Genomic DNA, 25,814 nt, shown 5'->3' on the forward strand with positions numbered 1-25,814 from the left:
CAGACGCAAAACCAGCGCCATATCAAGCAACTGTGTGACACCAATCAGTTCGAAGGGGAAGTCGCGTGCCTTGTGATGGGGCGCGCGGCAAAGGCGGGCGAAAAGCGAAGAGCTTTCGCCGGCAAAGGGACGGGGCAGACGACATGGCATGGGGTAGCGGCGCACGCACGGGATGGGTCCTGTGAGCGACATGGGGCTTGAAAGGCCGGCGAACTGGCCGCTTGGTGGCGGCGTGATGGGTGACCTGACACGCCGTTTCGACTGGTCGAAGACATCGCTCGGCCCGATCTCAGACTGGCCGCCGCATCTCAAGATCAAGATCAACTCGATCGTCAATTCGCCGATCCCCCAGGTTCTGATGTGGGGACCCGACAATGTCATGCTCTACAATGACGGCTACATCGAGATTGCCGGGGAGAACCACCCCCGCGCCCTCGGCGGCACAGTCAGCGCGATCTGGCCGGAAATCTGGGACTGGAACCGCGCCATCCTCGAAGCGGGCTTTCACGGCGAGGTCCAGGGGTTTCGTGACCAGCCGATGGTGCTGAACCGCAACGGCTTTCCTGAGACCGTCATCTTCGACCTCTTCTATACGCCCATCTACGATCTCGACGGCCGTATCGATGGCGTGCTGTGCACCGTTCTTGAAAACACCGACCGTTTCAAGGCGCAGCAGCAACTGGCGGCCAGCCGTCTGGAACTGGCACGCCTGACAAGCGCCCTGCCAATCCTCGTGGGTTTCGTCGACATCGATTTCATCTATCGCTTCGCGAACGACGCCTACCTCGAATGGTTCGGGAAGACGCCGGACGAGGTTGTCGGCCGGCATGTCGAGGAGGTGATCGGCAGGGGCTATTTCGAGAATCGCAAGCCGCTGATCGACCGCGCCATGGCCGGCGAGACCGTCGTCACCGACAACCTCATCCGCCGCCCCGATGGTAGCGCCCGCAACGCCGAGATACGCTATATCCCGCGCCGCGACGACAAGGGCGTCATCGAAGGCGTCTACGTGCTCATCATCGACATCGAGGACCGCAAGCGGCTGGAAGAGGCCCGCGCCACGGCGGAGACGCAGTTGCGCGAGCATGCCGAGGACCTCGAGCGCCAGGTGCGCCATCGCCAGCGCGCCGAAGAGCAACTGCGCCACCTGAACGAGACGCTGGAAGCCCGCGTCGCCGCCGAGATCGCCGAGCGGCAGGAGACGGAGCGACGCCTGCAGCACGCCCAGAAGATGGAGATCATCGGCCAGTTGACCGGCGGTGTGGCCCACGACTTCAACAACCTGCTGCAGGTCATCAGCGGCAACCTGCAGCTTCTCCTGCGCGATATCGCCGGCAGCGAGAAGGCGGAAAAGCGGGTCGCCAATGCGCTGGCCGGCGTCAATCGCGGCGCCAAGCTGGCCAGTCAGCTCCTTGCGTTCGGTCGCCGCCAGGCGCTCGATCCCAAGGTCATCAATATCGGCCGCTTCGTGCGCGACATGGACGACATGCTGCGCCGCTCGATCGGCGATGCCGTCGAGATCGAGACGATCGTTGCCGGCGGCCTGTGGAACTGCTTTGCCGATCCGGCGCAGGTGGAAAACGCCGTGCTCAACCTTGCCATCAACGCGCGCGATGCCATGGACGGGCAGGGGCGTCTGACCATCGAGGTCGGCAATGCCTTTCTCGACGATGCCTATGTGCTGCGGCATGACGATGTCACGCCCGGCCAGTACGTGGTGCTGAGCGTCACCGATACGGGCTCCGGCATTGCCCCCGATATTCTCGAACGTGTCTACGAACCGTTCTTTTCCACCAAGGCGGAAGGCAAGGGAACGGGCCTTGGCCTTTCCATGGTCTTCGGCTTCGTCAAGCAGTCCGGCGGCCATGTGAAGATCTACAGCGAAGTCGGCCATGGCACGACCGTGAAGATGTACCTGCCGCGCGCCCATGCCGGCGAGGACCGGGAGGTACCCTTGCAGGCCGGCCCCATCGTCGGCGGCAGCGAGACTATCCTCGTGGTGGAGGATGATGACAACGTCCGCGCCACGGTGGTCGAAATGCTGGGCGAGCTTGGCTATGCCGTGCTGAAGGCGCCGAATGCCGATGCCGCGCTCGTGGTCATCGAGGCGGGCATGCCCATCGACATGGTCTTCACCGACGTCGTGATGCCCGGCAAGCTGAAGAGCACCGAACTTGTGCGCATGGCCCGCGAGCGCCAGCCCGATCTCGCCGTGCTCTACACCTCTGGCTACACGGAAAACTCCATCGTGCATGGCGGGCGCCTCGATGCCGGCGTCGAGCTTCTGTCGAAACCCTATACGCGCGAGGCGCTGGCCCGGAAGGTCCGTGCCGTGCTGAACCAGCGCCCGGCACGTGGGCAGAAGGACGCTCCCGATCCATCCCATCCAGCCGATTCCGCGCCAACGGCCAATGAGGCCGCCCCGCAGCCGCCTGCCGATGCCCACGGCGTCACAGGGCGCACGATCCTGCTTGTCGAGGATGACGGGCTGATCCGGATCAATACGGCGGAAATGCTGGAAACGCTCGGCCATACCGTGATCGAGGCCAGGAATGGCACCGAGGCGCTCGCTGCGCTCGCCAATCCTGCCATCGAAGCGGTGATCAGCGATCTCGGCCTGCCGGATATGGATGGCGCTGACCTCATTGCGGAAATCACCCGCCGCCGTCAGGATCTGCCGGTCATCTACGCGACCGGCCAGGACCGCGCCTCCGCAGGCCTTCCGGCGACCGCCGTCATCGTGACCAAGCCCTATGGCGAGACGGAGCTGGAAGCGGCGTTGACAAAGGTGTTTGCGTCGGGCGCGTGAACACTTGCGTCGCTCTTGCGGGATGCGTTTGACAGTCAAGGTCTAGAGATCTGTAGACCGACGAAGGCCGTTGCCGACTTGACGGCGGATACCTTGGCGGCATCGATTCCCTCGCCAAGGCGCGAAAACGCCGTGCCGTCCATCGGCAAGGGTGGCGAAAAGACACTGCGATTTCAGACGATTGAGACCAGCAAGCTCGCGATGAGCTTGAATGGTCGGAATGGCCGGATTTGAACCGACGACCCCTTGACCCCCAGTCAAGTGCGCTACCGGGCTGCGCTACATTCCGACGTGCCCCGCGGGGCCTGATTGCACTAGTCTGTTCGCCGCTGGCCTGCAAGCGGAAAATCGGCCGGCGGTGGAAAAATGCCGGCTTCGCCCGCATTATCCCCGCGCAATCGCCCGGTAAACGGCTTCGGTTTCCTCGATCATCCGGTCCAGCGAAAAGAGATCGCGCCGCGCGGTGCTGGCGGCTGTGAGGGCGGCCAGGCGGTCGGGCGCGGTGGCGGTGACGAGGGCGTTGGCAAGCGGGCTGGTGTCGTCGCTGTTGGCGACGATGAGGCCGGTCTCGCCATCGACCACCGCCGTCGTCGCGCCTCCGACGTTGGTCGTGACGATCGGCTTGCCGGCGGCGACGGCTTCCAGCATCACATAGGACATGGCCTCGTATCGGCTCGGCATGGCGAGAAGATCGAAGGCGGGGATGGCCTGCGGTCCGGTGAAAGCGGCCGTCAGGTGGATGCGACCGGAAAGGCCGGCGGCCGCGATCTGCGCGCGCAACGGCTTTTCGAGCTCTCCCGAACCGATCATCAGAAGATGCGCCTCCGGCCGTTTCGCCGCAATGCTCGTGAAGGCCGTCACCAGCCGCTCCGGCGCCTTCTGGGGGGAGAGCCGGCCGACGAAGCCGATGACGAGCGCGCTTTTCGGGATGCCGAAGGCGGCCCTGACGGTCTCGGCCATGTCGGGGCGCGGCGCTGCGGTGCCGTTGACGATCACATGCAGGCGACGGGCCGGCAGGCCGAGCGCAAGGGCATGGTCGTATTCATCCCTGGAGACGCAGATCAGCGCATCGGTGAAGCCCCGGCCGAGCAGGGACTCGATGCCGCCGAACAGCAGGCGCCCCTTGCTGCCGAGCGTCGGATCCATGGTGCGGAAGGCATGCGGAGTATAGACGCGCGGCACATGCGGGCCGGGCAGGCGCAGGCGGGCGAGGGCGCCGGTCTTGGAACTGTGGCCGTGGATGATGTCGAATCGCGGCCCCGCCTTCAGGATGCGGCGGATCTGCCGGAAGGCGGCAAGATCGGAGGGGCCGGGCGCACGCGTCATGGCGACTGCATGGACACGGTCGATGGGCAACGCCTTCAATTCGCGCACGAAGCCTTCCTCGGCGCGAAGGGGCGAGTAGACCGCCTCGACGGCGTGGCCGCGTGCCGCAAGACCGCGGCACAGATCGACAAAATGCCGGCCGGAGCCACCACCGCTGGGCTCGAGAAGCTGAAGAATGCGCAACTGCCTGTCCTTTCGTGTGGCCGTTTGACGGACTTTACCGGCGCTGGTTGCGGGCAAGCCGCGCGCGATGCCGGTATTCGAGCGCCGCCGTCCCCCAGAGAATGCCGAGCAGCATGTAAAAATGGCGCCAGTGATCGGTGTCGATGACGAAACCGATGCAGGTATGCCCGACCAGCGAGATCCAGGCGATCATCAGATAGGGTTGCCACGGTCGGTCGAGCAGCAGGAAGCGGAACCCCATGCTGACCGACCAGATGATGAGCGTGAAGTAGCAGAGAAAACCGAGCCAGCCGTAGGAGGTCAGCGATTTCAGCCAGATATTGTGTTCGTCCTCGGGGAAGATCTTGGAAAACTCCATCGGGCCGATGCCGAGCGGCTTTTCCATCGCCATCAGGAAGCCGATGCGGTGTCGCTCGAAACGGCCGAGATGGCCGCCATCATACGACTGCACGAGCTGTGTGCGCTGCGACAGCATGGCGGACACCTGCGGCGTCTCCAGCGCAATACCGAGCGTGACGATCAGGCCGAGAAAGCCGGACAGGGTCAGCATCAGAACTTTCAGCCGAAAGGCGCCGCTTCTTTCCTTGATGACCATGATCAGGACCAGCGCCACCACGCAGAGCGCGTAAAGTCCCCAGGCAGCGCGCGAAAAGGACAGGAAGATGCCGAGCGTGGTGATGAGCAGGCCGGCCACCTTCAGGGGCGCGCGCGACAGCCGGTCCGTCAAAAGCCCGCGGATAAGGAACAGGGAGGGCGGGACAAGAAAGGGACCGAAGACGTTCGGATCCTGGAAGGCGCCCATGGCGCGGTCGTAGCGGGTAAAGGCCGCGCCGCCGGGGATGAGTCCGAAATAACCGAGGATGCCGAGCATGGCCGTGATCACGGCCGCCGCCACCCAGGCGCGGAAGATGAGCGCCAGCCGTTCGTGCCGCTCCTCGATGATGGCGGCATAGAAGACCGAGGTGAGCGCAAGAAAGGCGCTGACTGCGACATACATCGGGCCGGCATCGAGATCCTCCATCACGGTCAGCGAAAGCATGCCACCGATGTTGAAGGTGATGAGAAGGGCCAGAAGCGGTGCGATCCGTCGCGAGATGCGCAGGCCGAACAGCGCCCAGATGGTAATGAGGCCTGCCATGTAGAGTTCGTAAGGTGCCGGCTCCGACATGACGAAACCCGACAGCAGCACGCCGAAGGCGACCGCCATCGATCCGGCCAGCGTGACGGCCGCAAGCTGCGGCCGGAAGGGCCGGATATCGGCGGCGCTATCGGTCAATAGGCGTTTTCCGTATTCATCAGGCGGATCGGCGTGAGAAACAGGATCTTCAGGTCAAACCACAACGACCAGTTTTCGATATAGTAAAGATCGAAAGCCGTGCGGTACTTGATCTTGTCGTCGCTATCGATTTCGCCGCGCCAGCCATTGATCTGCGCCCATCCGGTGACGCCCGGCTTGACGCGGTGGCGCGCAAAATAGCCTTCCACCACGTCTGCATAGACCCGGTCCGCTGTTTGCGCGAGCACCGCATGGGGGCGCGGGCCAACGAGCGAGAGGTCGCCGCGCAGCACGTTGAAGATCTGCGGCAATTCATCGATCGACGTCTTGCGGATGAAGCGGCCGACCGGCGTGACGCGGGGATCCCCCTTGGTCACGGCCTGGCGGGCGGTAGGATCGCTCATGTTCGTATACATGGAGCGGAACTTGAAAACGCGGATCTCTTCGTTGTTGAAGCCGTGGCGCACCTGCTTGAAGATGATCGGGCCGGGGGAGGTCAGCTTCACGGCAAGCGCCGCACCGAGAAACACAGGCCACAGCAGCGCCAGCGCCACCAGCGAGAAGAAGATGTCGAAGATACGCTTGGCCACCGCATCCCAGTCGGCAATCGGCTTGTCGAACAGCGCCAGCATGGGCACCTTGCCGACATGGCTGTAGCTGCGCGGGCGGAATTTCAGGTTGTTGGCGTGGGCCGCCAGGCGAATGTCGACCGGCAGCACCCAGACCTTGCGCAGCAGCTCGAGAATGCGCTGCTCGGCCGTCAGCGGCAGGGAAATGATCAGCATATCGACGCGGGCGAGGCGCGCGAATTCCACGAGTTCGGCGACGGTGCCGAGCTTGGGATATCCGGCAATGATATCAGGCGAACGGCGCGCATCCCGGTCGTCGAAGATGCCGCAGATTCGGATGTCGTTGTCCGCCTGGGCTTCCATGTTGCGAATCAGCTGCTTGGCCGGCTCCCCGCCACCGACGATGACCGCGCGACGTTCCATCGTGCCATTGCGCGACCAGCGGCGAATTGCAAAAGCGATGAAGGTGCGCTCGATCAGGAACAGGCCCGCACCCGAAAGGGCGAAGGAGATGAACCAGGATTGCGGTACGTCCGTCGGCGCGCCGATCATGACCATCCCCATCAGCACCAGACAGAAGGCCGCCGCAAAGGCCAACATGATGCGCGGCAGCGTGCGCGCCGCGGAGCGCAGGGCCGTAATCTGATACCCGTCTGCGATCTGGACGAAGAGAATTGTCAGCAGCCCGACGAGCCCGGCGAGCAGGCCAGCACCGGTCAGGGCATTAAGATCGAGACCGGTCAGCCAGATCATCGTGCCGAGACCGAAACCGGTCACAGCCAAGGCCTCTGACAGGCGCAGCAGGCCGATCAGCATGGTCGGCGAATAGGTTTCGATATGAAACTGCCTGGCAATCAGGCGCGCCCGGGAATTGAGCTCAACCGGTGCGTCTTGCGGATTTCGTTCGGACGCACTGCGTGTGCGCACCTCGGAAATCTTCCGGCGAATGGCGTCCGTGTCAAAATTCTCGTGTCGTTCTGGCTGGTTCATCGCATCCACCCGGCGATTGTTCAGGCTTTCGGATAGCACAAAGCCCCTAAAAAACGCTTAGGATCGCCGCCGCCTCGTCGCTTTAAGGCAGGCGCGGTAGAGGGTCGACATGCGGTCTGACATGGTCGTGACCGAAAAATTCTGTTTCAACCGGTCGCGGTCGGGTGCTGCCCGTCGGGTCCAGTCGGGGTCCGTGAGGGCGGCGCTCATGATGGCGGCAAGACCGGCCGCATCGCCGGGTGTGGCAAGGGCGATGTTGTCGGGACCGAGAATTTCCGGAATTCCGCCGACCCGGCTTGCGATGATGGGTTTTTCCGCCGCCGTCGCCTCGAGCACGATATAGGGCATGGCCTCGGCGCGTGAGGGGACGACGACAATGCGGGCAAAGGTGAAGGCGTCGCGCGTGCGCATCGCTGGCAGGAGGTCGATGCGCTTGCCAAGCCCGAGCGCGGTCATCGTTTCCTCGTAGCGGTCACGATCCGGCCCGTCGCCCACCATCAGCGCCGAAAGCGGCCGTCCGACCGCCCGCTCGGTCCGCGCAAAGGCATCGATGAAGACATCGGGGCCTTTCAGATCGCGCAGCATGCCGATGAACAGGAAGTCGACCGCATCCTGACGGGCGAAGATCTTCTCGAATTCCTGCTCGGTCACGCCATTGTAGATGCGTTCGCAACGGATCCGCGGCGGGCCGACCTTTTCCTCGTAAACACTCTTTTCGTAATCGCAGACGAAGACGATGGCATCCGTCAGCGATTCCTGCAGGCGCTCGGCGAGGAAGATGAGCCGGCCGGACAGTTTGCGCTTGTCATAGTGCAGGCTGCCGCCATGCGGCGAATAAAGGCGGGCGACGCGATACCTGTAAACCCGCAGCAGCGAGCCGATCAGCCGGGCAAGAACGCCACCCTTGGCGCCATGCCCGTGCAGGACATCCGGCTGCAAACTTTTGACTTCCTTGAAGCTTTTCCAGAAGGCGCCGAGATCGGAGAGCCCGACCGATCGGCGGATCGGCAGCCTGACCAGGCCAAGCGCCAGATAGGGTTTCAGCGCCTCGAAAAGCTGGTCTTCGTAGGCGCCCCCCGTGGAGCTGTCACAGACGATGCCGACGAGATGACCAGATCGTGACTGCGCTTCGGCGAGGTCACGGACATGACGAAAGATGCCGCCGATCGGCGAGCGGAAACAATGGATGATGCGCAGCGGCGGTTCGTGCTGCATGACGGTCAGAACAGCCGCTCGCGCACATAGATCGTGTCCCCGGCGATCACCGGATCAGAGATTGGAACGCGCCCGGTAACGATCTTGCCATTGACCTTTCGCGTGATGTCGGCGCTGCCCTGCTGGGCGCGCGGCGAAAATCCGCCGGCGACGGCAATGGCGTTCTGGACCGTCATGCCGGGAACATAGGAATATTGTCCGGCCTGGCCCACTTCGCCCATGATGAAGACCGATCGGTAGCGATCGACCTCGATCGTTACGTCGGGATCGCGCAGATACCCGCCGCGCAACTTCTGGGCGATGGCAGACTCAAGCTCTGGAAGGGTGTGGCCGCGGGCCGGCACCTGGCCGACGAGGGGGAAGGCGACATAGCCGGCCTGATCGACGGTGAACGTGCCCGAAAGACCAGGCTGTTCGAACACGGTGACCCGCAGCCGGTCGCCGCTATCCATGCGATAGGGCTGGATCGTGGCTTCGTGGAAAGCGCGCGGCGCCGGCTGATAGCTCGTGCAGCCGGACGCGGCCATCGACAAAGCCGCCAGAGCGAGGGCGATACAAGTCTTGGTTTTGGCGGTGCTCATACGCTTCATGTGCTCGACGAGGAGAAGGATGAGGGTTGTTATCGATCCGTTAGGGTTAACGGCCGGTAAAAGCGGGCGCGACCGGCTGAGAAAAGACGGCCTGCGACGCCGGCGATGCGCTGCCGCTCCTCGTTAACCCTTGGGTTACCAAGCTTCTTTACCTTGTCGGGCGATACGTGGGTATGGAGTAGGGCATGTCCGGCTCGAATAGCAGTCATCAGGATGTCGATATCGACCTCGCCGGTCTTTTCCGCGCGGTATGGGCGCGTCGTCGTCGCGTTCTGCTGGCAACCGTTGCGGTGGCTGGTCTGGCGTTCGTCGGTACGAGCCTTGTGGCGCCCGACTACCGGGCTGAAACACGGCTCCTGATTGAATCGCGTGAGCCGGCCTTCTCCAGCGGCAGCCAGCAGGCCCAGCAGCAGGCAGCGCCGTCCTTCGACGATCAGGCCATCGCCAGCCAGGTGCAAATCCTCCAGTCGGTCGATCTCATCAAGCAGGTTGCCCGGAACATGAAGCTCTACGAGCTGAAGGAATTCGATCCGACCGCCGATCCCTCGGCCATTTCCGATATCCTCGTCATGCTCGGGATCAAGAGCAATCCGCTCGATCTTGCCCCCGAGGAACGGGTGCTGAAGGAATTTATCGAAAAGCTCCAGGTCTACCAGGTCGAGAAGTCGCGCGTCGTCGCCATCCAGTTCACCTCCAAGGACCCGAAACTCGCCGCCGCCATCCCCAACGAGATGGCCAAGGTCTATCTGGATCTGCAAAGCGGCGCCAAGCTCGACACCAATTCCGAAGCGTCCCGCTGGCTGGAGCCTGAAATCGCCAATCTGCGCGAAAAGGTGCGGGAGGCCGAGGCGAAGGTCGCCGCCTATCGTTCCTCGTCGGATCTGCTGCCGACCGGCCAGACCGGCAACTTCGCCTCCCAGCAGCTCAACGACATCTCGCTGGAGCTTGCCCGCCTGCGCGGCGAGAAGGCCAATGCCATGGCCCGGGCCGAAGGCGTGCGCTCGGCGCTCGCCGCCGGCCGTTCACCCGATACGATCGCCGATGTCGTGGGCTCGCAGCTGATCCAGCGCCTGAAGGAGACGGAGACAAACCTTCAGGGCCAGATCGCCGATCTCTCGACAACGTTGCTCGACGGCCATCCGCGCCTCAAGGGGCTGAAATCGCAGCTGCGCGACGTTCGCCAGCAGATCGAGCTCGAAAGCCGCAAGATCCTCTCCAGCCTCCAGAACGAGGCGAAGACGGCGGAACTGCGCGAGCGGGAACTGGTCAAGCAACTGAACACGCTGAAGGCGGCCTCCGCGCAGGCCGGCGAGGATCAGGTGGGTCTCAATGCGCTGGAGCGTGAGGCGACCGCGCAGCGCCAGCTTCTGGAAACCTACCTTGCGCGTTACCGGGAGGCGACCTCGCGGACTGCGGAAGCGGCAACGCCGGCGGATGCCCGGATGGTCTCGGGCGCCGTCGTGCCGACCGAAGTGCATTTCCCGAAGGTGCTGCCGATCACCATCGTTGCGGCCCTTGCGACCTTCCTTGCCTACAGCGTCGCCATCATGCTCGCCGAACTCTTCAGCGGGCGCGCGCTTCGCCCTGTCGACGCCACGGCACGGCGCGAGGAGCCCGAGATTGACGAGGCGCGCGCGCAAGGCCACCCCGTGGACGATAAGGCGCGCCGCGAAACCGCAGCCAAAGCAATGCCGGCCGTAAATTCGCTGTTGGCCGCGACCGCTGAAGAGCGGCCGTCGCATAGGCACGCCGAAGACGCGGCAGAGGAGGCGGGCGACTATACGATCGAATCGGTGGCCGATCACCTGATCGACAGCGGTGCACCCCTTGCGCTCGTCGTGTCGCCGGGCGGCGATGCCGGTTCGACGGCGACCGTGCTCTTGGCCCGCGCCCTTTCCGAGGCCGGCCGCCGCGTCGTTCTGATCGATCTGACGGGATCTGCCTGTCCGACACGCCTGATGGCGCCGGCAGCCGATCTGCCTGGGATCACCGATCTCTTGACCGGCAATGCTGCCTTCTCTGACACGATCCATGCCGACCGCCTGTCGGAGGCCGACATCATCCCGCAGGGCACGGCGGATGCCGTGCGCGCCATGCGCGCTGTCGATCGCCTGCGCATCATTCTCAACGCGCTCTGGGACGCTTATGACGTTGTGGTGGTGGAATGCGGGCCGGCCGATGCCGGCGCCATCTCGCGCATCGCACCCTCGCTCGAAACCGACATCATCATCTCCGCAGGCAACATGACGAGCGAGACGATCGTCGAGACCGTCGTTGCGCTGGCCGAACGCGGCCATACGGAAATTGCCTTGATGACGGGCAGCGAAACGCAACGATCCGGCCCGGCCCGCCGCCGGGCGGCCTGAGGCAAGCCTAGCTCTCCGGTCCGTCGTCGTTGCCGGGGCCGGGCGCTTTCTCCGCTTGCCCCCGGCTGCGCAGCTTCTGGATCGCTGCGTACAGACGGCGGTTGCCCTTGATGGCGGTCTTCGCCAAGACCTTGGCACGATGCAGCCCAGCCATCAGCCGGCCGGAGACCGTCAGCGGCACCACGATGTCATGCTGCGGTGTCGTGACCGAACACCAGGATCGCTTGTACTGCTGGTCGCCGATGCCGAAATCGAAGAGCGCGGCACCCGTGCCGACGAGGTCGTGGATCATCCGGTAGAACAGAAGCTCGCCCGGGCTCGCGTCCGCCGCCAGCGTCTCGTCGATCGAGCCGAACTGGCAGATGACATGGCCGCCCTTGCGCGACAGGCCGGCAATGGCAACGATCCGGCCATCCTGCGCGTTGGTAAGCCGGATCGCGTGAAGCTGAAGGGCGTAGCTGTTCGGTTCGGTCCGCTTTTTCACCAACTCATGGAAGAAGCGTTGGGTGGCGGCATCCTTGAAGACGTTGGGAAGGCCGAGCGCCTTGAAGCGGATCGCCTTCTGCTCGAAGAAGAGGTCGAGGAGGGCGGCGCGTCCGGCATCTGTCTCGGGGATCACATGCTCATAGCCGCCGAGCGCCTCCAGCCGCTTTTCCGAAACCCTGAATTTCTTGCGCCGTCGCTTGGCATTGACCTGCGCGAGCGTCGCCTCGAAATCCGAAAGAAGCGGCAGCTGGTAGGAGGCGTTCTGATTGAGGAGGGTCGGGAGATCGGCGAGCGGACTGCGCTGGCCGCGCCAGTCGAGGGCTACCTTCTCCAGCACGACGAGATCGGCGAGACGATGCAGCTTCACGAGCGCCTCGACGAGCAACGCGTTCGGGATTGGCGGGCAATCGGCCGCAAACAGCCCCGTGTTCAGGTTGCTGTGCGGCGAGCCGATGAAACGGGCGAGGCGGAACGGGCCGCGCCTGACGATCTCGAGCGGCAGGAGGAAGGCGGTGCGCCGGTCGATTCGTCCCCGGATGATCGCGAGCTTGCTGCCATGCGCCTTCGCCCAGGCGGCGCACCAGTCAAAACTCTGGTGCAGCGAGGTTTCCTCGCGCTGCTCCAGCGCGCGCCATTCGCTTTCGAGCGATGCGAGACTGACATGCACGGTGATGGTCAGCAAGCCGGTCGCAGGATCCGTCTCCAGCCCGTCATGCGTCGCGGCACGCACGCCGCGGACCCGGCGACCTGAAATCGCCGAGTGCTGGAGGAGAGTGCCCGTCGGTTCCGGACGAAGGGTGAGCATTGGCAAAACCTGTTGCGCGTTCCGTTCTGTCCGCAGATTGCACGGCTTCCCCGACAAAAGCGTTTCGCGCGGGCAAGTGGTGCGCGTCGGGCACCGCTTTCCGTGAATTTCGGTTAGCGCGACGTTAAACGGGCCTTGGCGAGCAGATCACGAGGCCGGCTGGCGGATAAGATTGGCTATTCTTCTTCTTGGTTTCCGCAGCACCGCTTCAGCGGAGGCGTCCTGTCGCCAGCGCTTCGGCCCACTCGGCATCGCCGCGCAGCTCGGCAAGCCGTGCCATCCGCATGTGGTCGTAGGCAACGACCCTGAAGCTGACATCGATATCGTGCTCTCCAAGATGCAGAACGGCGTAGCGCGCCTCCGGACTGCCGCTCTCGACCGTGTGCGAGAAGGGCTCATCGTCGCGGTATGCCTGGCATCCGACGCTGCCCGGATTGAGGACGCTCCGTCCGTCGGCCAGTCTGACAAGACCCGCAAGATGCGTATGGCCGCACAGCATCAGCCTGGCCTCGCACTGCTGAGCGAGTGCTTCGATATGCGCGCTGCTGGCCAGTTGCATCCTGCCATCGCTGGACGGCTGGTGAAGCCAGTACGTCGTGTCATCGACCGGATTGGCGTGGCAGAGAAGGACGCCGGCCTGCGGTGTCACGGTCGCGGGCAGGTTGGCGAGCCAGTTCAGGTGTTGCGTCGCCAACTCTGCCCAAGCCGGTCGATCCCACACGCCCATGGCGTCGGGATGTTTCTGCACGAGCCAACGATCGTGATTGCCGCGCACGGTCGGAATATTCCGTGCCATCAGGATGTCGGCTGTGCGGGCGGCATTCAAAACGCCGCTGACGGTATCGCCGAGATTGACGATGTCGGTAACGCCCAGGCGTTCGATGTCCGACAGCACCGCTTCCAGCGCGAGATCATTGCCATGGACGTCGGCGATCACGGCAAGGCGCATCGCTCAGCCCTTCTTTGGCGGCAGCGGCCCGGCCATCCACTTGATGATCAGCATGGCCGGCAGGATCCAGAAGATGCCCGAGATCAGGAAATAGAGGAGGTGGATCCACCAGGGCGATTCCGCCAGCCGGGCAGCGGCAATGGTGGTGGCGAGGAGGGCATAGACGAGCACGAGGATGATGATCAGGATCGTGCCGATGAACTTGCGAAGACGCGGGGGCATGAAACCTCTGTCGCTGCGGGAATGGGAAACGGCCGGCGCGTCACGCACCTGCAAACCGGGCCGCGACCGCATGCCGCAAAGCCCCGGGCCTTGTCTTGCACGCGATGGTCAGGCAAATCAACGGCCAAAGAGACGGTCCGGCAACGTGCAAGACGACGCGCCGGCGTGCCCGGCGGCCGCTGACGGCCAAGACGCCGCACGCCCCCGGCCACCGGAACCGGAAAGAGGAGCCACCATGTCCAGCGTCCACCACCAGAGCCTTTCCCTGGCCGATGTCGCCGACAGCCGCGCCGCAGCGACCCGCATCGAGGCCAATCGCCGTCTGGTGCGCGGCTGGCTCGCGATCGTGCTCTTCACGCTGTTTTCACTGGTTCTGGTCGGCGGCGCGACGCGGCTGACCGAATCGGGCCTCTCGATCACCGAATGGAAGCCGATCCACGGCGCGCTGCCGCCGCTGAGCGTTGCGGAGTGGGAAGAGGAATTCACCCTCTACAAGCAGATCCCGCAATATCAGCAGATCAACAAGGGCATGACGCTGGAGGAGTTCAAGACGATCTTCTGGTGGGAGTGGGCGCATCGCCTGCTGGCCCGCTCCATCGGCGTGATCTTTGCCCTGCCGCTTCTGTTTTTCTGGGTCACGGGCCGCATCGAAAAACGCATCCGCCTGCCCCTCGTCGGCCTGCTGGCGCTCGGCGGTTTCCAGGGTTTTATCGGCTGGTGGATGGTATCATCCGGTCTCGCGGACCGTGTCTCCGTCAGCCAGTACCGGCTCGCCGTGCATCTGACGATCGCCTGCGCGATCTTTGCCGCGACCGTCTGGATCATGCGGGGCCTGACCCCGCAGGCCGTCGATCCCGCCGCAAGGCCGGCGCGCCACCGCATGGCGGCGATCCTCGCCTGTTTCGCGCTGTTCCAGATCTATCTCGGCGCGCTCGTGGCGGGTCTCGATGCGGGATTGACCTACAACACCTGGCCGCTGATGGACGGCGCCATCGTGCCCGCGGATCTCTTCATCCAGCAGCCCTGGTGGATCAATCTGTTTGAAAATGTGAAGACTGTGCAGTTCGTCCACCGTCTTGGCGGCTACGCGCTGTTTGCGCTGGCGCTGATCCATATGATCGCCGCGCTGCGCACCGCGCCCGGCAGCGTCCACACCCGCCGTGCCGTAATCCTCTTCTGTCTTGTGGCGGCCCAGGCTGCGATCGGCATCACGACGCTGCTGCTGGCGGTGCCGATCGGCTGGGCGCTCGCCCATCAGGGCGGCGCGCTGATCGTGCTCGGCTTTGCCGTCGCCCACTGGCGTGGCTTTGTGGGCGAATATCCGCGCCCGCGTGCGGTCGGCGCGCCCGCCTGATGGGGCGCGCACGACCACAAGGGTTTTGATCAACCCTTCAGCATCATGTCCATGTTCTGGACGGCTGCGCCCGAGGCGCCCTTGCCGAGATTGTCGAGAAGGGCGACGAGGTTGACGTGGTCCTGGCCCGGCGTGCCGCAGACGAAAAGCTTCATGCGGTCGGTATTGGCAAGCTCCACGGCATCGATGCGGGCAAGGCCCTTGCTCTCTTCCAGCGGCACGACCTCGACGATCGACTGTCCCGCATAGTGGTCGGCAAGCGTTGCATGCAGGCGCTCAAGCGTCGCGCCGTCCTGCATGTCGGAAAGGTAGACCGGCACCTGAACGATCATGCCCTGCGGGAAGCGGCCGACGGAGGGAGAGAAGAGGGGCGCGCGGCCAAGGAGCCCGTGCATCTGCATCTCAGGGACATGCTTGTGCTTCAGCGGCAGGCCGTAGAGGAAGTGCGGGGAGGCGATGTGCTCGGCATGGCCGGCATCTTCCATCTGCGCGATCATCTGCTTGCCGCCGCCGGTATAGCCGGAGACCGCATTGACGGTGACCGGGTAATCCTCCGGCAGAAAGCCGGCCTGACGAAGCGGCCGGATGAGGCCGATCGCGCCGGTCGGGTAGCAGCCGGGGTTGGCGCAGTAGCGGGCGGATGCGATCTTCTTCGCCTGGTCCCTGTCCATCTCCGCAAAGCCATAGGCCCAGTTGGGATCGACGCGGTGCGCCGTCGAGGTGTCGATGATCCGCACCGTGTTGTTGCCGGCAAGCATGGCGACCGCTTCCTTGGCGGCGTCGTCGGGAAGGCACAGGATCGCGATGTCGGCGCTGTTCAAGAGTTCCTCGCGAAGGCCGGCATTGCGGCGCTCGGCCTCGGGGATCGACAGAAGCTCCACATCGTCGCGGCCTGCCATGCGGGTGCGGATCTGCAGTCCCGTGGTGCCGTGCTCGCCATCGATGAAGATCTTCGGTTTCATGCTGATCGTCCTTTTTGGTCAGGGGCTTGCCGTCGTTTACGGACTCAATGTGACAGGCGCTTGACTCAATGTCTGAAGAGGGGAGGTCACGACCTATACCGTCTGGTCATTTCAGCGGCAAGGCGATGGCCAAAACGAAAAAAGCGGAGCCGAGGCCCCGCTTTCCATTCGATCCGTTTCCGGTTCCGAAGCGATTAGCGCTTGGAGAACTGGAACGAACGGCGGGCCTTGGCCTTACCGTACTTCTTACGCTCGACAACGCGGCTGTCGCGGGTCAGGAAGCCGCCCTTCTTCAGGACCGAGCGCAGGCCCGGCTCGAAGTAGGTCAGCGCCTTGGAGATGCCGTGACGAACGGCACCGGCCTGACCGGACAGACCACCACCGGCAACGGTGGCGTCGATGTCGAACTGACCCGAGCGGGCAGCGGCGACGATCGGCTGCTGCAGGATCATCTGCAGAACCGGACGGGCGAAGTAGGCTTCGTACGGCTTGCCATTGATCGTGATCTTGCCGGAGCCGGCCTTGACCCAAACGCGGGCGACGGCGTCCTTACGCTTGCCGGTCGCGTAGGAGCGGCCCTGGGCGTCGACCTTGCGGACGTGAACGGGAGCGGCAGCTTCCGACGACGTCGTGGCGAGATCTTTCAGAGAAGAGAGGTCGGCCATCAGGCGCTCCTTGTATTCTTGCTGTTCAGCTTGGCGACGTCGAGAACGACGGGCTGCTGGGCTTCATGCGGGTGAGCGGCGCCGGCGTAGACACGCAGGTTCTTCATCTGGCGACGGCCGAGCGGGCCGCGCGGAACCATGCGCTCGACAGCCTTTTCGAGAACACGCTCCGGGAAGCGGCCTTCGATGATCTGGCGCGCGGTGCGCTCCTTGATGCCGCCCGGGTAACCGGTGTGCCAGTAGTACTTCTTGTCAGAGTACTTCTTGCCGGTCAGGACGCACTTTTCAGCGTTGATGACGATGACGTTGTCGCCGTCGTCAACGTGGGGGGTGTAGGTCGGCTTGTGCTTGCCGCGCAGGTGGTTCGCGATGATCGTCGCGAGACGACCCACAACGAGGCCTTCGGCATCGATGAGGATCCACTTCTTCTCCACCTCGGCGGGCTTCTGAACGAAGGTTGCCATTGTCTTTTCTTTCCTTGGACCCCGGCGCCAGAGAGAGGCGGGGGCGTTTCTTGTTGCTTGGTTTCGGCCGGCCCGTGGGATGCCGAAAAACAATTGCAGGCACGAAGGCCTGCAATCCGGGCGGTCTATACGCGAGAGCCTGAAAAGCGTCAAGATGACGGTTTCTAGCACCCTGGAAAATTAAATAACAAAAACAATCACCTAAATGTGTGGTTTTTGAATACCACACTTATCTCGGCGGAATCGAGAAGGTCGCGGTCGCCTGCGCCACGATTTCATCGCCGTCGGCCGGCCGAATCCGCGTTTCCACCACCGCCAGCCGCTTGCCGAGTTTCAGGATCTCGCCCCGGCATTCCAACGGCCCCGGCGGCGGGCGCAGCAGGAAATTGATCGAGAGGTTGGTGGTGACAGCCAGCGCCACCGGGCCGATATGGGCAAGGATCGTCACATAGGAGGTGACATCGCAGAGCGTGAAGAGCGTGGGGCCGGACACCGTACCGCCGGGACGCAGATGCCGCTCGATGGGATCGAGCCGCATCGCCGCCGTTCCGGGCCCGACAGCGCTGACGAGGAAGAGCCGGCCATCGGCATGCAGCTGCGGAAAATCCCGGTCCATGAACCCGTTGAGATCGTCCACCGTCATGATCGGCGTCAGGGCCATCATACTCTCCTTTTGCGCTCTCGCCAAAGGAGTAGGCAGGCCGCCCGTGCTCCGCAACCCCTGCGGAAGTCTGAAGGTGTTTATGCAATGGCGTCTTGAATGGGGTCCGCAGGGCGCGTAGCACAAAGAAAAGCTGGCACGGCAAGGAGAGCAGCATGGCCGATATCGTTTCCCTGCGACCGGGTGAGCCTGGCGGCATCCTGATCCGCGAGATGGCCGCTTCGGGCATTGTTCGCCTGACCCTCAACAATCCGCCCGCCAATGCGCTCTCCGTGGCCCTGCTTGGCGCGCTCCACGCCGAACTCGATGCCATCGCCGCCGACGAAACCATCCGCGTCGTCGTGATCGCCGCCCACGGCCCGCTCTTCTCCGCCGGCCACGACCTCAAGGAACTGACGGCGCGCCGCAGCGATGGCGATGGCGGCCGCGCCTTTTTCGTCGAGACCATGCAGCTTTGTGCCGATCTGATGCTGAAGATTGCCGCTCTGCCGCAGCCTGTTATTGCCGAGATCGACGGTCTTGCGACCGCCGCCGGCTGCCAGCTGGTCGCAAGCTGCGACCTCGCCATCTGCACCGACAGTTCCACCTTCTGCACGCCGGGCGTCAATATCGGCCTCTTCTGCGCAACGCCCGCCGTTGCCGTCACCCGTGCGGCGCACCGCAAGCAGGCGATGGAAATGCTGCTCACCGGCGAGACGATCGACGCCTCCACCGCCAAGGATTTCGGTCTCGTCAACCGCATCGTGCCGAAACAGTATCTGCGTCAGGTGATCGACAAATACGCCGCCGTGATCGCATCGAAATCGCCCGAGGCGCTGAGGATCGGCAAGGCTGCGGTGAACCGGCAGGCGGGGCTTTGCGTCGAGGAGGCTTATCGTGTCGCCGTCGAGACGATGGCCGACAACATGCTCGAAGCCGATGCGAAGGAAGGCATCGGCGCCTTCCTCGAAAAGCGCATGCCGGTCTGGCCGTCCTGATGGGGGCTAACCGAGTTTCAACACCAGCGCGCCGGCGGCGATCAGTCCGGCCGCGGCAAAGCGCCAGGGGCTGGCGCGCTCCTTGAGGAAGACCACCGAGATGACGATCGCAAACAGGATCGACGTCTCGCGCAGCGCCGCCACCGTTGCCACAGGCGCTTTTGTCATTGCATAGAGCGCCAGCCCATAGGAGGCGATCGAGCCGAAGCCGCCGATCAGCCCGCGTTTCCAGTGGCCGCGCACATGGGCGACGACCACGCGCCGCCCACGCCGCGCAAACGCATAGGTGAACAGCAGCACGGGTGGCAGCAGCGCCATCCACAGCGTGTAGGAGATCGCGTTGCCCGAAAGGCGAGCGCCGACCCCGTCGACGAAGGTGTAGGTGGCGATGACGGCGGCATTGGCAAGCGCCAGGAGGATCGCGCGCCCGCCACCCTTGCGCGCTTCGAAGGCAAGCGTGAGCACGCCCGCGCAGATGGTCGCGATGCCAAGTGCCGCCCCTGCCGTCAGATGTTCGCCGAGCACCGTACTGCTGGTCGCGGCAACGATCAGCGGCGCCGAGCCGCGCATGACGGGATAGACGAGCCCGATATCGCCCGCCTTGTAGCTCGCCCCCACCAACTGGAAATAGGCAAATTGCAGAAAGGCCGAGGCGATGAGGAAGGGCAGGGCCGCCGGCGCCGGCAGGGGCACGAGCGGCAGGAAGGCAAGGCCGATCAGCCCGGCACCCAGCGCCACCATGGCCGAATCGAGCTGCTTGTCGGAACCCGATTTGACCAGCGCATTCCACACCGCATGCAACAGCGCGCCCAGAAGCACCAGCGCGACGACATCATAGGACACGGGAGAGAAAACCTTCGGCGATGACGGATGCTGGCGCTGTTGTGGGCCGTCACGGACAGTTTGGCAATGGCCGCCTTTGGACGTGTCGTTCGTGCGGTCTTGTCTGTGCCAATCCGGCACGGACGCGCGCCTGAAGCGGGAACATGCGCTTCCGGCTTCTTAAGGCCCGTCTGCTACCCTTCCTGTCTGCCGCTGACGGCACGGATGAGGAGGAACACCATGCCACGGTCCGCCCTTTCGCATACCGACATTGCCGACATCTTCTCCCATGTCCACACCATCGCCATTCTCGGCGCGTCCCCCACCGACAACCGGCCGAGCCACGGCGTCATGGGTTTCCTGCTCGGCAAGGGATATCACTGCATTCCCGTCAATCCGCTGCATGCCGGCGAGGTCATTCTCGGCCAGAGGGTCGTCGCCAGCCTTGCCGACATCGCCGATCCCATCGACATGATCGATGTTTTCCGCAAACCCGAGGCATTCTCCGCGGTCATTGACGAAGTCCTCGCGCTCTCGCCCTTGCCGCGCATCGTCTGGGCGCAGAAGGGTGTCGGCAATGATGACGATGCCGCGCGCGCCGAGGCCGTCGGCATCACGGTGGTGCTGGACCGCTGCCCGGTGAGCGAATTCCCGTGGATCTGGCAGGCCGCCCGCGCACGGCGCTCGGCATGATTGGCAATCGCAACGATGGTTGTGCTTGACACCAAGCCCCGCCCGACGGAAAGGGGCGTGCAAGAAAGCACGCTCAAAGGGCGGGGGAACCAGCATGCAGCACAATTCCTATTGCGACAGCCTGATCAAGGACATCCTGCAGCGCACCCGCGTCGTGGCGCTGCTCGGCGCCTCGCCCAATCCGGAGCGGCCGAGCAACCGCGTCATGGCCTTCCTGCTGCGCAAGGGCTACCGCGTGCACCCCGTCAATCCGGGCCAGGCCGGCAAGACCATCCATGGCCAGCGCGTCTACGCCAGCCTTGCCGATATTCCAGAGCCGATCGACATGGTGGATGTGTTCCGCGCGCCTGACGCGCTTCCGGCGATCGTGGACGAGGTGCTGGCGCTCAATCCGCGGCCGGCATGGATCTGGGGCCAGCTCGGCGTGCGAGATGATGCGGCCGCTGACAAGGCCGAGGCCGCCGGCGTGCGCGTCGTGATGGACCGCTGCCCTGCGATCGAATATCCGCGCCTTATCGGCTGAGGCCACGGTCTCCGCCCCTCCCGGCGCGCCTTGATGGCCGGGTTACCATGGCTCGTACCGGGCCGTGCTGCGGATAAATTTCTCCGCGAAAACGGCCCCTTGCGCACATTTCATCCTTTGACCTTCCCGACGTTGCTTGGAATAGTGCCGCCAGATCCGTTCAAGCGGCCATTTCGTCCATCAGGGAGGACCCACCATGACGAACACTCCGGGCTTCGACACGCTCGCCATCCACGCCGGTGCCCAGCCGGATCCGACGACCGGCGCACGCGCCACGCCGATCTACCAGACGACGAGTTTCGTCTTCAACGATGCCGACCACGCGGCAGCCCTCTTCGGCCTGCAGCAGTTCGGCAACATCTACACGCGCATCATGAACCCGACGCAGGCCGTGCTCGAAGAGCGCATTGCCGCGCTCGAAGGCGGCACGACGGCGCTCGCCGTGGCATCCGGCCATGCCGCGCAGTTCCTCGTCTTCCACACGCTGATGTCCTCGGGCGACAATTTCGTCGCGGCGCGCCGGCTCTATGGCGGCTCGATCAACCAGTTCGGCAATGCCTTCAAGTCCTTCGACTGGCAGGTGCGTTGGGCCGATGCCGCAGACCCGGAGAGCATCGCTTCCCAGATCGATGAGCGCACCAAGGCCGTCTTCGTCGAAAGCCTCGCCAATCCCGGTGGCACCTTTGTCGACATCGCGGCCATTGCCGATGTGGCCCACCGCCACGGCCTGCCGCTGATCGTCGACAACACCATGGCGACGCCCTATCTCGTGCGTCCCATCGAGCATGGCGCCGACATCGTCGTGCATTCGCTGACCAAGTTCATCGGCGGCCACGGCAATTCCATCGGCGGCATCATCGTCGATGGCGGCACCTTCGACTGGTCGGCATCCGGCAAGTACCCGATCCTCTCGGAACCCCGCCCGGAATATGCCGGCATCGTCCTGCACCAGACCTTCGGCAACATCGCCTTCGGCATCGCGGCCCGCGTCATCGGCCTTCGCGACTTCGGTCCCGCAATTTCGCCCTTCAACGCCTTCCTGATCCAGACCGGCGTCGAAACCCTGCCGCTGCGCATGCAGCGCCACAGCGACAATGCGCTGGCGGTGGCCGAATGGCTTTCGAAGAATGAGAAGGTCTCCTGGGTCAGCTATGCCGGCCTTCCCGGCGACCCGAACCACGCGCTCCAGCAGCGCTATTCGCCGAAGGGGGCCGGTGCCGTCTTCACCTTCGGCCTGAAGGGCGGCTACGAGGCCGGCAAGGCCTTCGTGGGTGGGCTGAAGCTCTTCTCCCACCTCGCCAATATCGGCGACACCCGCTCGCTCGTCATCCATCCCGCCTCCACGACGCACCGCCAGCTCTCGGAAGAGCAGCAGGTGGCCGCAGGCGCCGGCCCGGACGTGGTACGCCTGTCGATCGGCATCGAGGACGTCAAGGACATCATCGCCGACCTCGACCAGTCCCTGGCCGCGCTGTAACGCGCCACACCGGTGGCTTTCCCGGTCAGGGAATGGCAAGAAGGGCGGGCGCATTCACCGCGCCCGCCTTTCGATTTTCCGGAGTTGCCCATGTCCGTCCTCACCTTCGACATTTCTGCCACCGAGCCGGAGGAGGGCGCGCCCGCCGCCGACAGGCTGATCGCGGGCGATCCGCGCTTCACCACCTGGAACATCGAAGAGGCGGACGGCCTCTATGCCGGCATCTGGCAGGCGACACCGGGCAAGTGGCGGATCGTCTATGACGAGTGGGAGTATTTCCACATCCTCGAGGGCTATTCTGTCGTCACCGAGGATGGCGGCGAGCCGATCCACCTGCGCGCCGGCGATCGGCTCATCCTCAGGCCCGGCTTCAAGGGAACGTGGGAAGTCGTTGAAACGACTCGCAAGGACTATGTGATCCGCCTTTGAAGCGGCACGATCTCACACCTTGGCCGCCTCTTGCGCATGGCGTGCCGCCATCGCATCATCCTCGGCCGAAACCGTCTGAAAGGCGGGCCGGCTGGTGATGCGGGCGGAGAAGTCGCGGAACACCGGTTCGTCCGGCACGAGCCCGAACTGCAGGGTCCAGGAAAAGGCAACGCCCCAGAGAATGTCGGCTGCCGTCATGGTGTCGCCCGTCAGGAACGGCGCCTTGGCGAGCTGCGTGCGCAGCACGGAGAGCATCGAATTGTAATCCGCATAGGGCGTGTCGTTCTGGGAGGCGGTGTCACGCTTCAGGTAGCGGTCGATCAGCGCCGGCTCGAAGCAGGCATTGTAGAACACCAGGAAGCGCACATAGGTGCCGCGCTCCGGTGCCGTTAGCGTCGGTGCCAGGCCTGCCTCCGGAAAGAGATCGGCGAGATAGAGCGCGATCGCCGCCTGCTCGGTCACGAGCGTGCCGTTGACGGTGAGGGCGGGCACCTTGCCGAGAGGGTTGATGGCGAGATAGGCCGGCTGGCGATTTTCGCCCTTCTTCATGTTCATCACATGAAGGTCGTAGGGCACGCCGAGTTCCTCCAGCAAGACGCGGGTGCCGGTGGCGCGGGTGTGCGGCATGTAGTGCAGGGTGATGGTCGGGTGTGTGTCGGTCATCGCAGGGATCTCCTGTTTGCGCTGGGGATGGACCGAATATGGCTCCCCATACCTGTCATCCTGTGTCAGGTTGAAAGTGCACCCAAACTTTTCCGTTGGACGGCCCATGCGCGCCACCCGCCTCATCAACATCCTGACGACGCTGCAGGCGCGCGGCCTCGTCACCGCCGAGGTGCTGGCCGAGGAAAACGCCGTTTCGGTGCGCACCATCTACCGCGACATCGATGCCCTCTCGCTCGCTGGCGTGCCGGTCTATGCCGAGCGCGGCTCGGAGGGTGGGTACAGGCTGCTCGACGGGTACCGTGTGCGGCTGAACGGCTTTTCGGCAGAGGAAGCGCAGGCCGTCTTCCTGACGGGTCTGCAGGGCCCCGCCGCCGATCTCGGCCTCGGCGCGATCTTTGCCAGCGCCGAGAAGAAGCTCGCCGCCGCCCTGCCGGAACACATGCGCGCCTCGGCCGCCCTGCTGCGCGAACGTTTCCACCTTGATGCGCCCGGCTGGTACAACGATGCCGATCGTCCCCAGAATCTGCAGGCGGTCGTCGAGGCCGTCATGGCGGGCCGGCGCATATCCATGCGCTACCGCAGTTGGACGGCGGAGAAGAGGCGCGAGGTGGACCCGCTCGGCGTCGTCATCAAGGGCGGCCAGTGGTATCTCGCCGGCGCCGTAGACGGGCAGGTCCGCACCTACCGCATCGCCCGCATCCTCGAACTCACCGCGTTGAACGAGACCTTCGCGCGGCCTGCCGATTTCGACCTCGCCGCCTTCTGGCGCGGCACCGTCGAGCGGATGGAGCGCGACACACATCCATTGACCGTGCGCCTGCGCGTCAGCGAGATGGGCCTCGCCTTCCTCCGGCATTTCGCCCAGCCCTATGCCGTCAGCCGGATCGTGGAAGAGAGCGACCCGGACGAAAGTGGCTGGCGCATCATCACCATGCCCTCCGAATCGCTCTTCTCCTCCGCCTCCTTCTTCCTGCGCCTTGGTCCGGAAGCCGAGGTGCTGGAGCCGCCCGAACTGCGGGCGAAAATGATCGACTGGATTGCCCGGACCGGGGCGCTCTATCGCCCCGAAGGCTAGGCGGCAGCGCGCCTACCAGACGAGGTCAACCCGCTCCATGCCGTGGAAGTGGAAGCTGTCGCGCACCGCGGGCGGCTCGGCGAGCCTCAGGCCCGGCAGGCGTTCGAAGAGGATCGGCAGCGCGATGTTGAGTTCGAGGCGGGCAAGCGGCGCGCCGATGCAAAAATGCAGGCCGGCGCCGAAGGAGAGGTGTGGAGCCTCGTCGCGATCCGGGCGGAAGGCGGCGGCATCGGTGAACTTTGCCGGATCGACATTGGCGGCGGCCAGCATCAGGCCGATCTGTTCGCCCTTCTTCAGCACGATGTCGTCGCCGAGATCGATGTCGGAGAGGGCGAAACGGTCGAAATTGTGCAGCGGCGCGGCAAAGCGCATGCATTCCTCGACCGCCAGCGACGTCGAGCGGGCATCCGCAAACAGCGCCTTCGGATCGGCCTCGTGCGAGAGGATCGTGTTTACCGCATTGCCGATCTGGTGCACGGTTGCCTCATGGCCGGCGTTCAGCAGCAGCACGGCGGTGGAGATCAACTCGTCATCCGAGAGCCGTTCGCCGTCCTTCTCGGTGGTGACCATGTGCGTCATGAGGTCGTCGCCAGGCTTTGCGCGCTTTTCGGCGATGACGCCGCGCAGATAGTCGGCGAACTCCGCCGAGGCGCGGTTGGCGGCGACTTCGTGCTCGTAGGGCGGGTTGAACACATACATGCGCACCATGGCATGCGACCATTCGAGCAGCTTGTCACCCATCGCGACGGGAATCCCGAGCATTCGGGCGATGATGGTGACGGGGATGACCTCGGCATAGGCTTTCAGCAGCTCGATGTGGCCGGCGCCCTGAAAGTCGTCGATCAGCTCGTGACAGAGCGCGCCGATGCCGGGTCGCAACTGCTCGATCTGGCGGGAAACGAAGGCGCGGTTGACGAGTGTGCGCAGCCGCGTATGGGCCGGCGGCTCCAGCCCCAGCAGCGAATGGGCCTCGACCGCATCGAAATCGGCAAGATGCGGCTTGGGCTCGGCCATGCCGAGTTCCTCGCGCGTCGCCACATGGAGGATCTGCCGACCGAAACGGCGATCGCGCAAAAGCCCGTTCACTGCGTCATAGCCGATGACATACCACTGACCGAGCTCCTCCCAGAAAAAGGCGGGGCCATGCCGGTGAAGCTCGGCATAGACGGCGAACGGGTCGCGGTAGAAGGTGGGATCGTGAATGTCGAGCCGGGCGTGGCGGGTGGCGGCGTCGTAGGCAAAGCTGTTTGCTGGCATGAT

24 protein-coding genes and 1 tRNA gene are annotated in these 25,814 nt (G+C 64.4%); 9 read left to right on the top strand and 16 right to left on the bottom strand.

From position 1 onward, the window contains the following. Window positions 1-190: 190 nt before the first annotated feature. A complete protein-coding gene (locus F3H41_RS00780) occupies window positions 191-2,809 on the top strand; it encodes a response regulator (RefSeq protein WP_149738152.1) in 2,619 nt (872 codons plus the stop codon). A gap of 212 nt (window positions 2,810-3,021) precedes the next feature. Here F3H41_RS00780 and F3H41_RS00785 read toward each other — a convergent pair. From F3H41_RS00785 to F3H41_RS00810, 6 genes are all read right to left on the bottom strand, one after another. Beyond that, window positions 3,022-3,098: transfer RNA gene (locus F3H41_RS00785), tRNA-Pro, on the bottom strand. A 95-nt stretch (window positions 3,099-3,193) separates the two neighbouring features. Further along, complete coding sequence (locus tag F3H41_RS00790; RefSeq protein WP_244616039.1) at window positions 3,194-4,318, bottom strand: glycosyltransferase; 1,125 nt, start codon at window positions 4,316-4,318, stop codon at window positions 3,194-3,196. A 34-nt stretch (window positions 4,319-4,352) separates the two neighbouring features. Further along, on the bottom strand, window positions 4,353-5,594 hold the full coding sequence (locus tag F3H41_RS00795; protein ID WP_244616040.1) for an O-antigen ligase family protein: 1,242 nt from the start codon (window positions 5,592-5,594) through the stop codon (window positions 4,353-4,355). Further along, window positions 5,591-7,153, bottom strand: a complete 1,563-nt coding sequence (locus F3H41_RS00800; RefSeq protein ID WP_149736694.1) for an undecaprenyl-phosphate glucose phosphotransferase — start codon at window positions 7,151-7,153, stop codon at window positions 5,591-5,593. Before F3H41_RS00800 ends, F3H41_RS00795 begins: the two co-directional genes overlap by 4 nt. Window positions 7,154-7,210: 57 nt before the next feature. Further along, window positions 7,211-8,368 (bottom strand): glycosyltransferase family 4 protein, encoded by a 1,158-nt coding sequence (locus tag F3H41_RS00805; protein ID WP_149736695.1) that lies wholly within the window; start codon window positions 8,366-8,368, stop codon window positions 7,211-7,213. A 5-nt stretch (window positions 8,369-8,373) separates the two neighbouring features. After that, window positions 8,374-8,949: a polysaccharide biosynthesis/export family protein gene (locus F3H41_RS00810; RefSeq protein ID WP_149736696.1), complete on the bottom strand. Its 576-nt coding sequence runs from the start codon at window positions 8,947-8,949 to the stop codon at window positions 8,374-8,376. Between the two features lie 194 nt (window positions 8,950-9,143). Here F3H41_RS00810 and F3H41_RS00815 point away from each other — a divergent pair, with 194 nt between their 5' ends. Continuing rightward, on the top strand, window positions 9,144-11,324 hold the full coding sequence (locus F3H41_RS00815) for an exopolysaccharide transport family protein (protein ID WP_149736697.1): 2,181 nt from the start codon (window positions 9,144-9,146) through the stop codon (window positions 11,322-11,324). A gap of 7 nt (window positions 11,325-11,331) precedes the next feature. On the opposite strand, the gene F3H41_RS00820 is transcribed toward F3H41_RS00815, so the two are convergent. From F3H41_RS00820 to F3H41_RS00830, 3 genes are all read right to left on the bottom strand, one after another. Next, on the bottom strand, window positions 11,332-12,615 hold the full coding sequence (locus tag F3H41_RS00820; RefSeq protein WP_149736698.1) for a GNAT family N-acetyltransferase: 1,284 nt from the start codon (window positions 12,613-12,615) through the stop codon (window positions 11,332-11,334). A gap of 208 nt (window positions 12,616-12,823) precedes the next feature. Continuing rightward, entirely contained in the window at window positions 12,824-13,564 is a 741-nt protein-coding gene (locus tag F3H41_RS00825; protein ID WP_149736699.1) for a metallophosphoesterase family protein, read from the bottom strand. A 3-nt stretch (window positions 13,565-13,567) separates the two neighbouring features. After that, window positions 13,568-13,786, bottom strand: coding sequence for a DUF2842 domain-containing protein (locus tag F3H41_RS00830; protein WP_149736700.1), 219 nt, complete (start codon window positions 13,784-13,786; stop codon window positions 13,568-13,570). A 235-nt stretch (window positions 13,787-14,021) separates the two neighbouring features. Between F3H41_RS00830 and F3H41_RS00835 the strand changes: the two genes are divergently transcribed. Further along, a complete protein-coding gene (locus tag F3H41_RS00835; RefSeq protein ID WP_149736701.1) occupies window positions 14,022-15,140 on the top strand; it encodes a COX15/CtaA family protein in 1,119 nt (372 codons plus the stop codon). Between the two features lie 29 nt (window positions 15,141-15,169). Here F3H41_RS00835 and argC read toward each other — a convergent pair whose 3' ends face one another. The 4 genes from argC to F3H41_RS00855 all read right to left on the bottom strand — a co-directional run bounded on the left by argC (window position 15,170) and on the right by F3H41_RS00855 (window position 17,892). Next, window positions 15,170-16,102, bottom strand: coding sequence for an N-acetyl-gamma-glutamyl-phosphate reductase (gene argC / locus F3H41_RS00840; RefSeq protein ID WP_149736702.1), 933 nt, complete (start codon window positions 16,100-16,102; stop codon window positions 15,170-15,172). A gap of 194 nt (window positions 16,103-16,296) precedes the next feature. Then, the gene (gene rpsI, locus F3H41_RS00845) at window positions 16,297-16,767 is read right to left on the bottom strand and encodes a 30S ribosomal protein S9 (RefSeq protein ID WP_149736703.1); all 471 of its coding nucleotides are present in this window, start codon (window positions 16,765-16,767) and stop codon (window positions 16,297-16,299) included. Continuing rightward, window positions 16,767-17,231 (bottom strand): 50S ribosomal protein L13, encoded by a 465-nt coding sequence (rplM, locus tag F3H41_RS00850; protein ID WP_149736704.1) that lies wholly within the window; start codon window positions 17,229-17,231, stop codon window positions 16,767-16,769. Before rplM ends, rpsI begins: the two co-directional genes overlap by 1 nt. 229 nt (window positions 17,232-17,460) lie before the next feature. Continuing rightward, on the bottom strand, window positions 17,461-17,892 hold the full coding sequence (locus tag F3H41_RS00855) for a PaaI family thioesterase (RefSeq protein ID WP_149736705.1): 432 nt from the start codon (window positions 17,890-17,892) through the stop codon (window positions 17,461-17,463). A 155-nt stretch (window positions 17,893-18,047) separates the two neighbouring features. Here F3H41_RS00855 and F3H41_RS00860 point away from each other — a divergent pair, with 155 nt between their 5' ends. Further along, a complete protein-coding gene (locus tag F3H41_RS00860; RefSeq protein ID WP_149736706.1) occupies window positions 18,048-18,869 on the top strand; it encodes an enoyl-CoA hydratase in 822 nt (273 codons plus the stop codon). Between the two features lie 6 nt (window positions 18,870-18,875). Here the strand turns inward: F3H41_RS00860 and F3H41_RS00865 are convergent, their stop codons facing one another. Further along, a complete protein-coding gene (locus F3H41_RS00865) occupies window positions 18,876-19,712 on the bottom strand; it encodes a DMT family transporter (RefSeq protein ID WP_149736707.1) in 837 nt (278 codons plus the stop codon). Window positions 19,713-19,931: 219 nt separating this feature from the next. Between F3H41_RS00865 and F3H41_RS00870 the strand changes: the two genes are divergently transcribed. From F3H41_RS00870 to F3H41_RS00885, 4 genes are all read left to right on the top strand, one after another. Then, entirely contained in the window at window positions 19,932-20,384 is a 453-nt protein-coding gene (locus tag F3H41_RS00870) for a CoA-binding protein (RefSeq protein ID WP_149736708.1), read from the top strand. 94 nt (window positions 20,385-20,478) lie between these two features. Continuing rightward, a complete protein-coding gene (locus F3H41_RS00875; RefSeq protein WP_149736709.1) occupies window positions 20,479-20,907 on the top strand; it encodes a CoA-binding protein in 429 nt (142 codons plus the stop codon). Between the two features lie 196 nt (window positions 20,908-21,103). Then, window positions 21,104-22,384 carry an O-acetylhomoserine aminocarboxypropyltransferase gene (locus F3H41_RS00880; RefSeq protein ID WP_149736710.1) on the top strand — a complete coding sequence of 427 codons (1,281 nt, stop codon included), beginning with the start codon at window positions 21,104-21,106 and terminating at the stop codon, window positions 22,382-22,384. 90 nt (window positions 22,385-22,474) lie between these two features. Next, a complete protein-coding gene (locus tag F3H41_RS00885) occupies window positions 22,475-22,813 on the top strand; it encodes a cupin domain-containing protein (protein WP_149736711.1) in 339 nt (112 codons plus the stop codon). Between the two features lie 12 nt (window positions 22,814-22,825). Here the strand turns inward: F3H41_RS00885 and F3H41_RS00890 are convergent, their stop codons facing one another. Next, complete coding sequence (locus F3H41_RS00890) at window positions 22,826-23,476, bottom strand: glutathione S-transferase family protein (RefSeq protein WP_149736712.1); 651 nt, start codon at window positions 23,474-23,476, stop codon at window positions 22,826-22,828. Between the two features lie 106 nt (window positions 23,477-23,582). On the opposite strand from F3H41_RS00890, the gene F3H41_RS00895 reads away from it, so the two are divergent. After that, complete coding sequence (locus F3H41_RS00895; protein ID WP_149736713.1) at window positions 23,583-24,554, top strand: YafY family protein; 972 nt, start codon at window positions 23,583-23,585, stop codon at window positions 24,552-24,554. A gap of 12 nt (window positions 24,555-24,566) precedes the next feature. On the opposite strand, the gene F3H41_RS00900 is transcribed toward F3H41_RS00895, so the two are convergent. Further along, the gene (locus F3H41_RS00900; RefSeq protein WP_149736714.1) at window positions 24,567-25,811 is read right to left on the bottom strand and encodes a cytochrome P450; all 1,245 of its coding nucleotides are present in this window, start codon (window positions 25,809-25,811) and stop codon (window positions 24,567-24,569) included. Window positions 25,812-25,814: the final 3 nt, after the last annotated feature.

The organism is Rhizobium sp. RU20A (assembly GCF_900155885.1).
GTDB lineage: Bacteria > Pseudomonadota > Alphaproteobacteria > Rhizobiales > Rhizobiaceae > RU20A.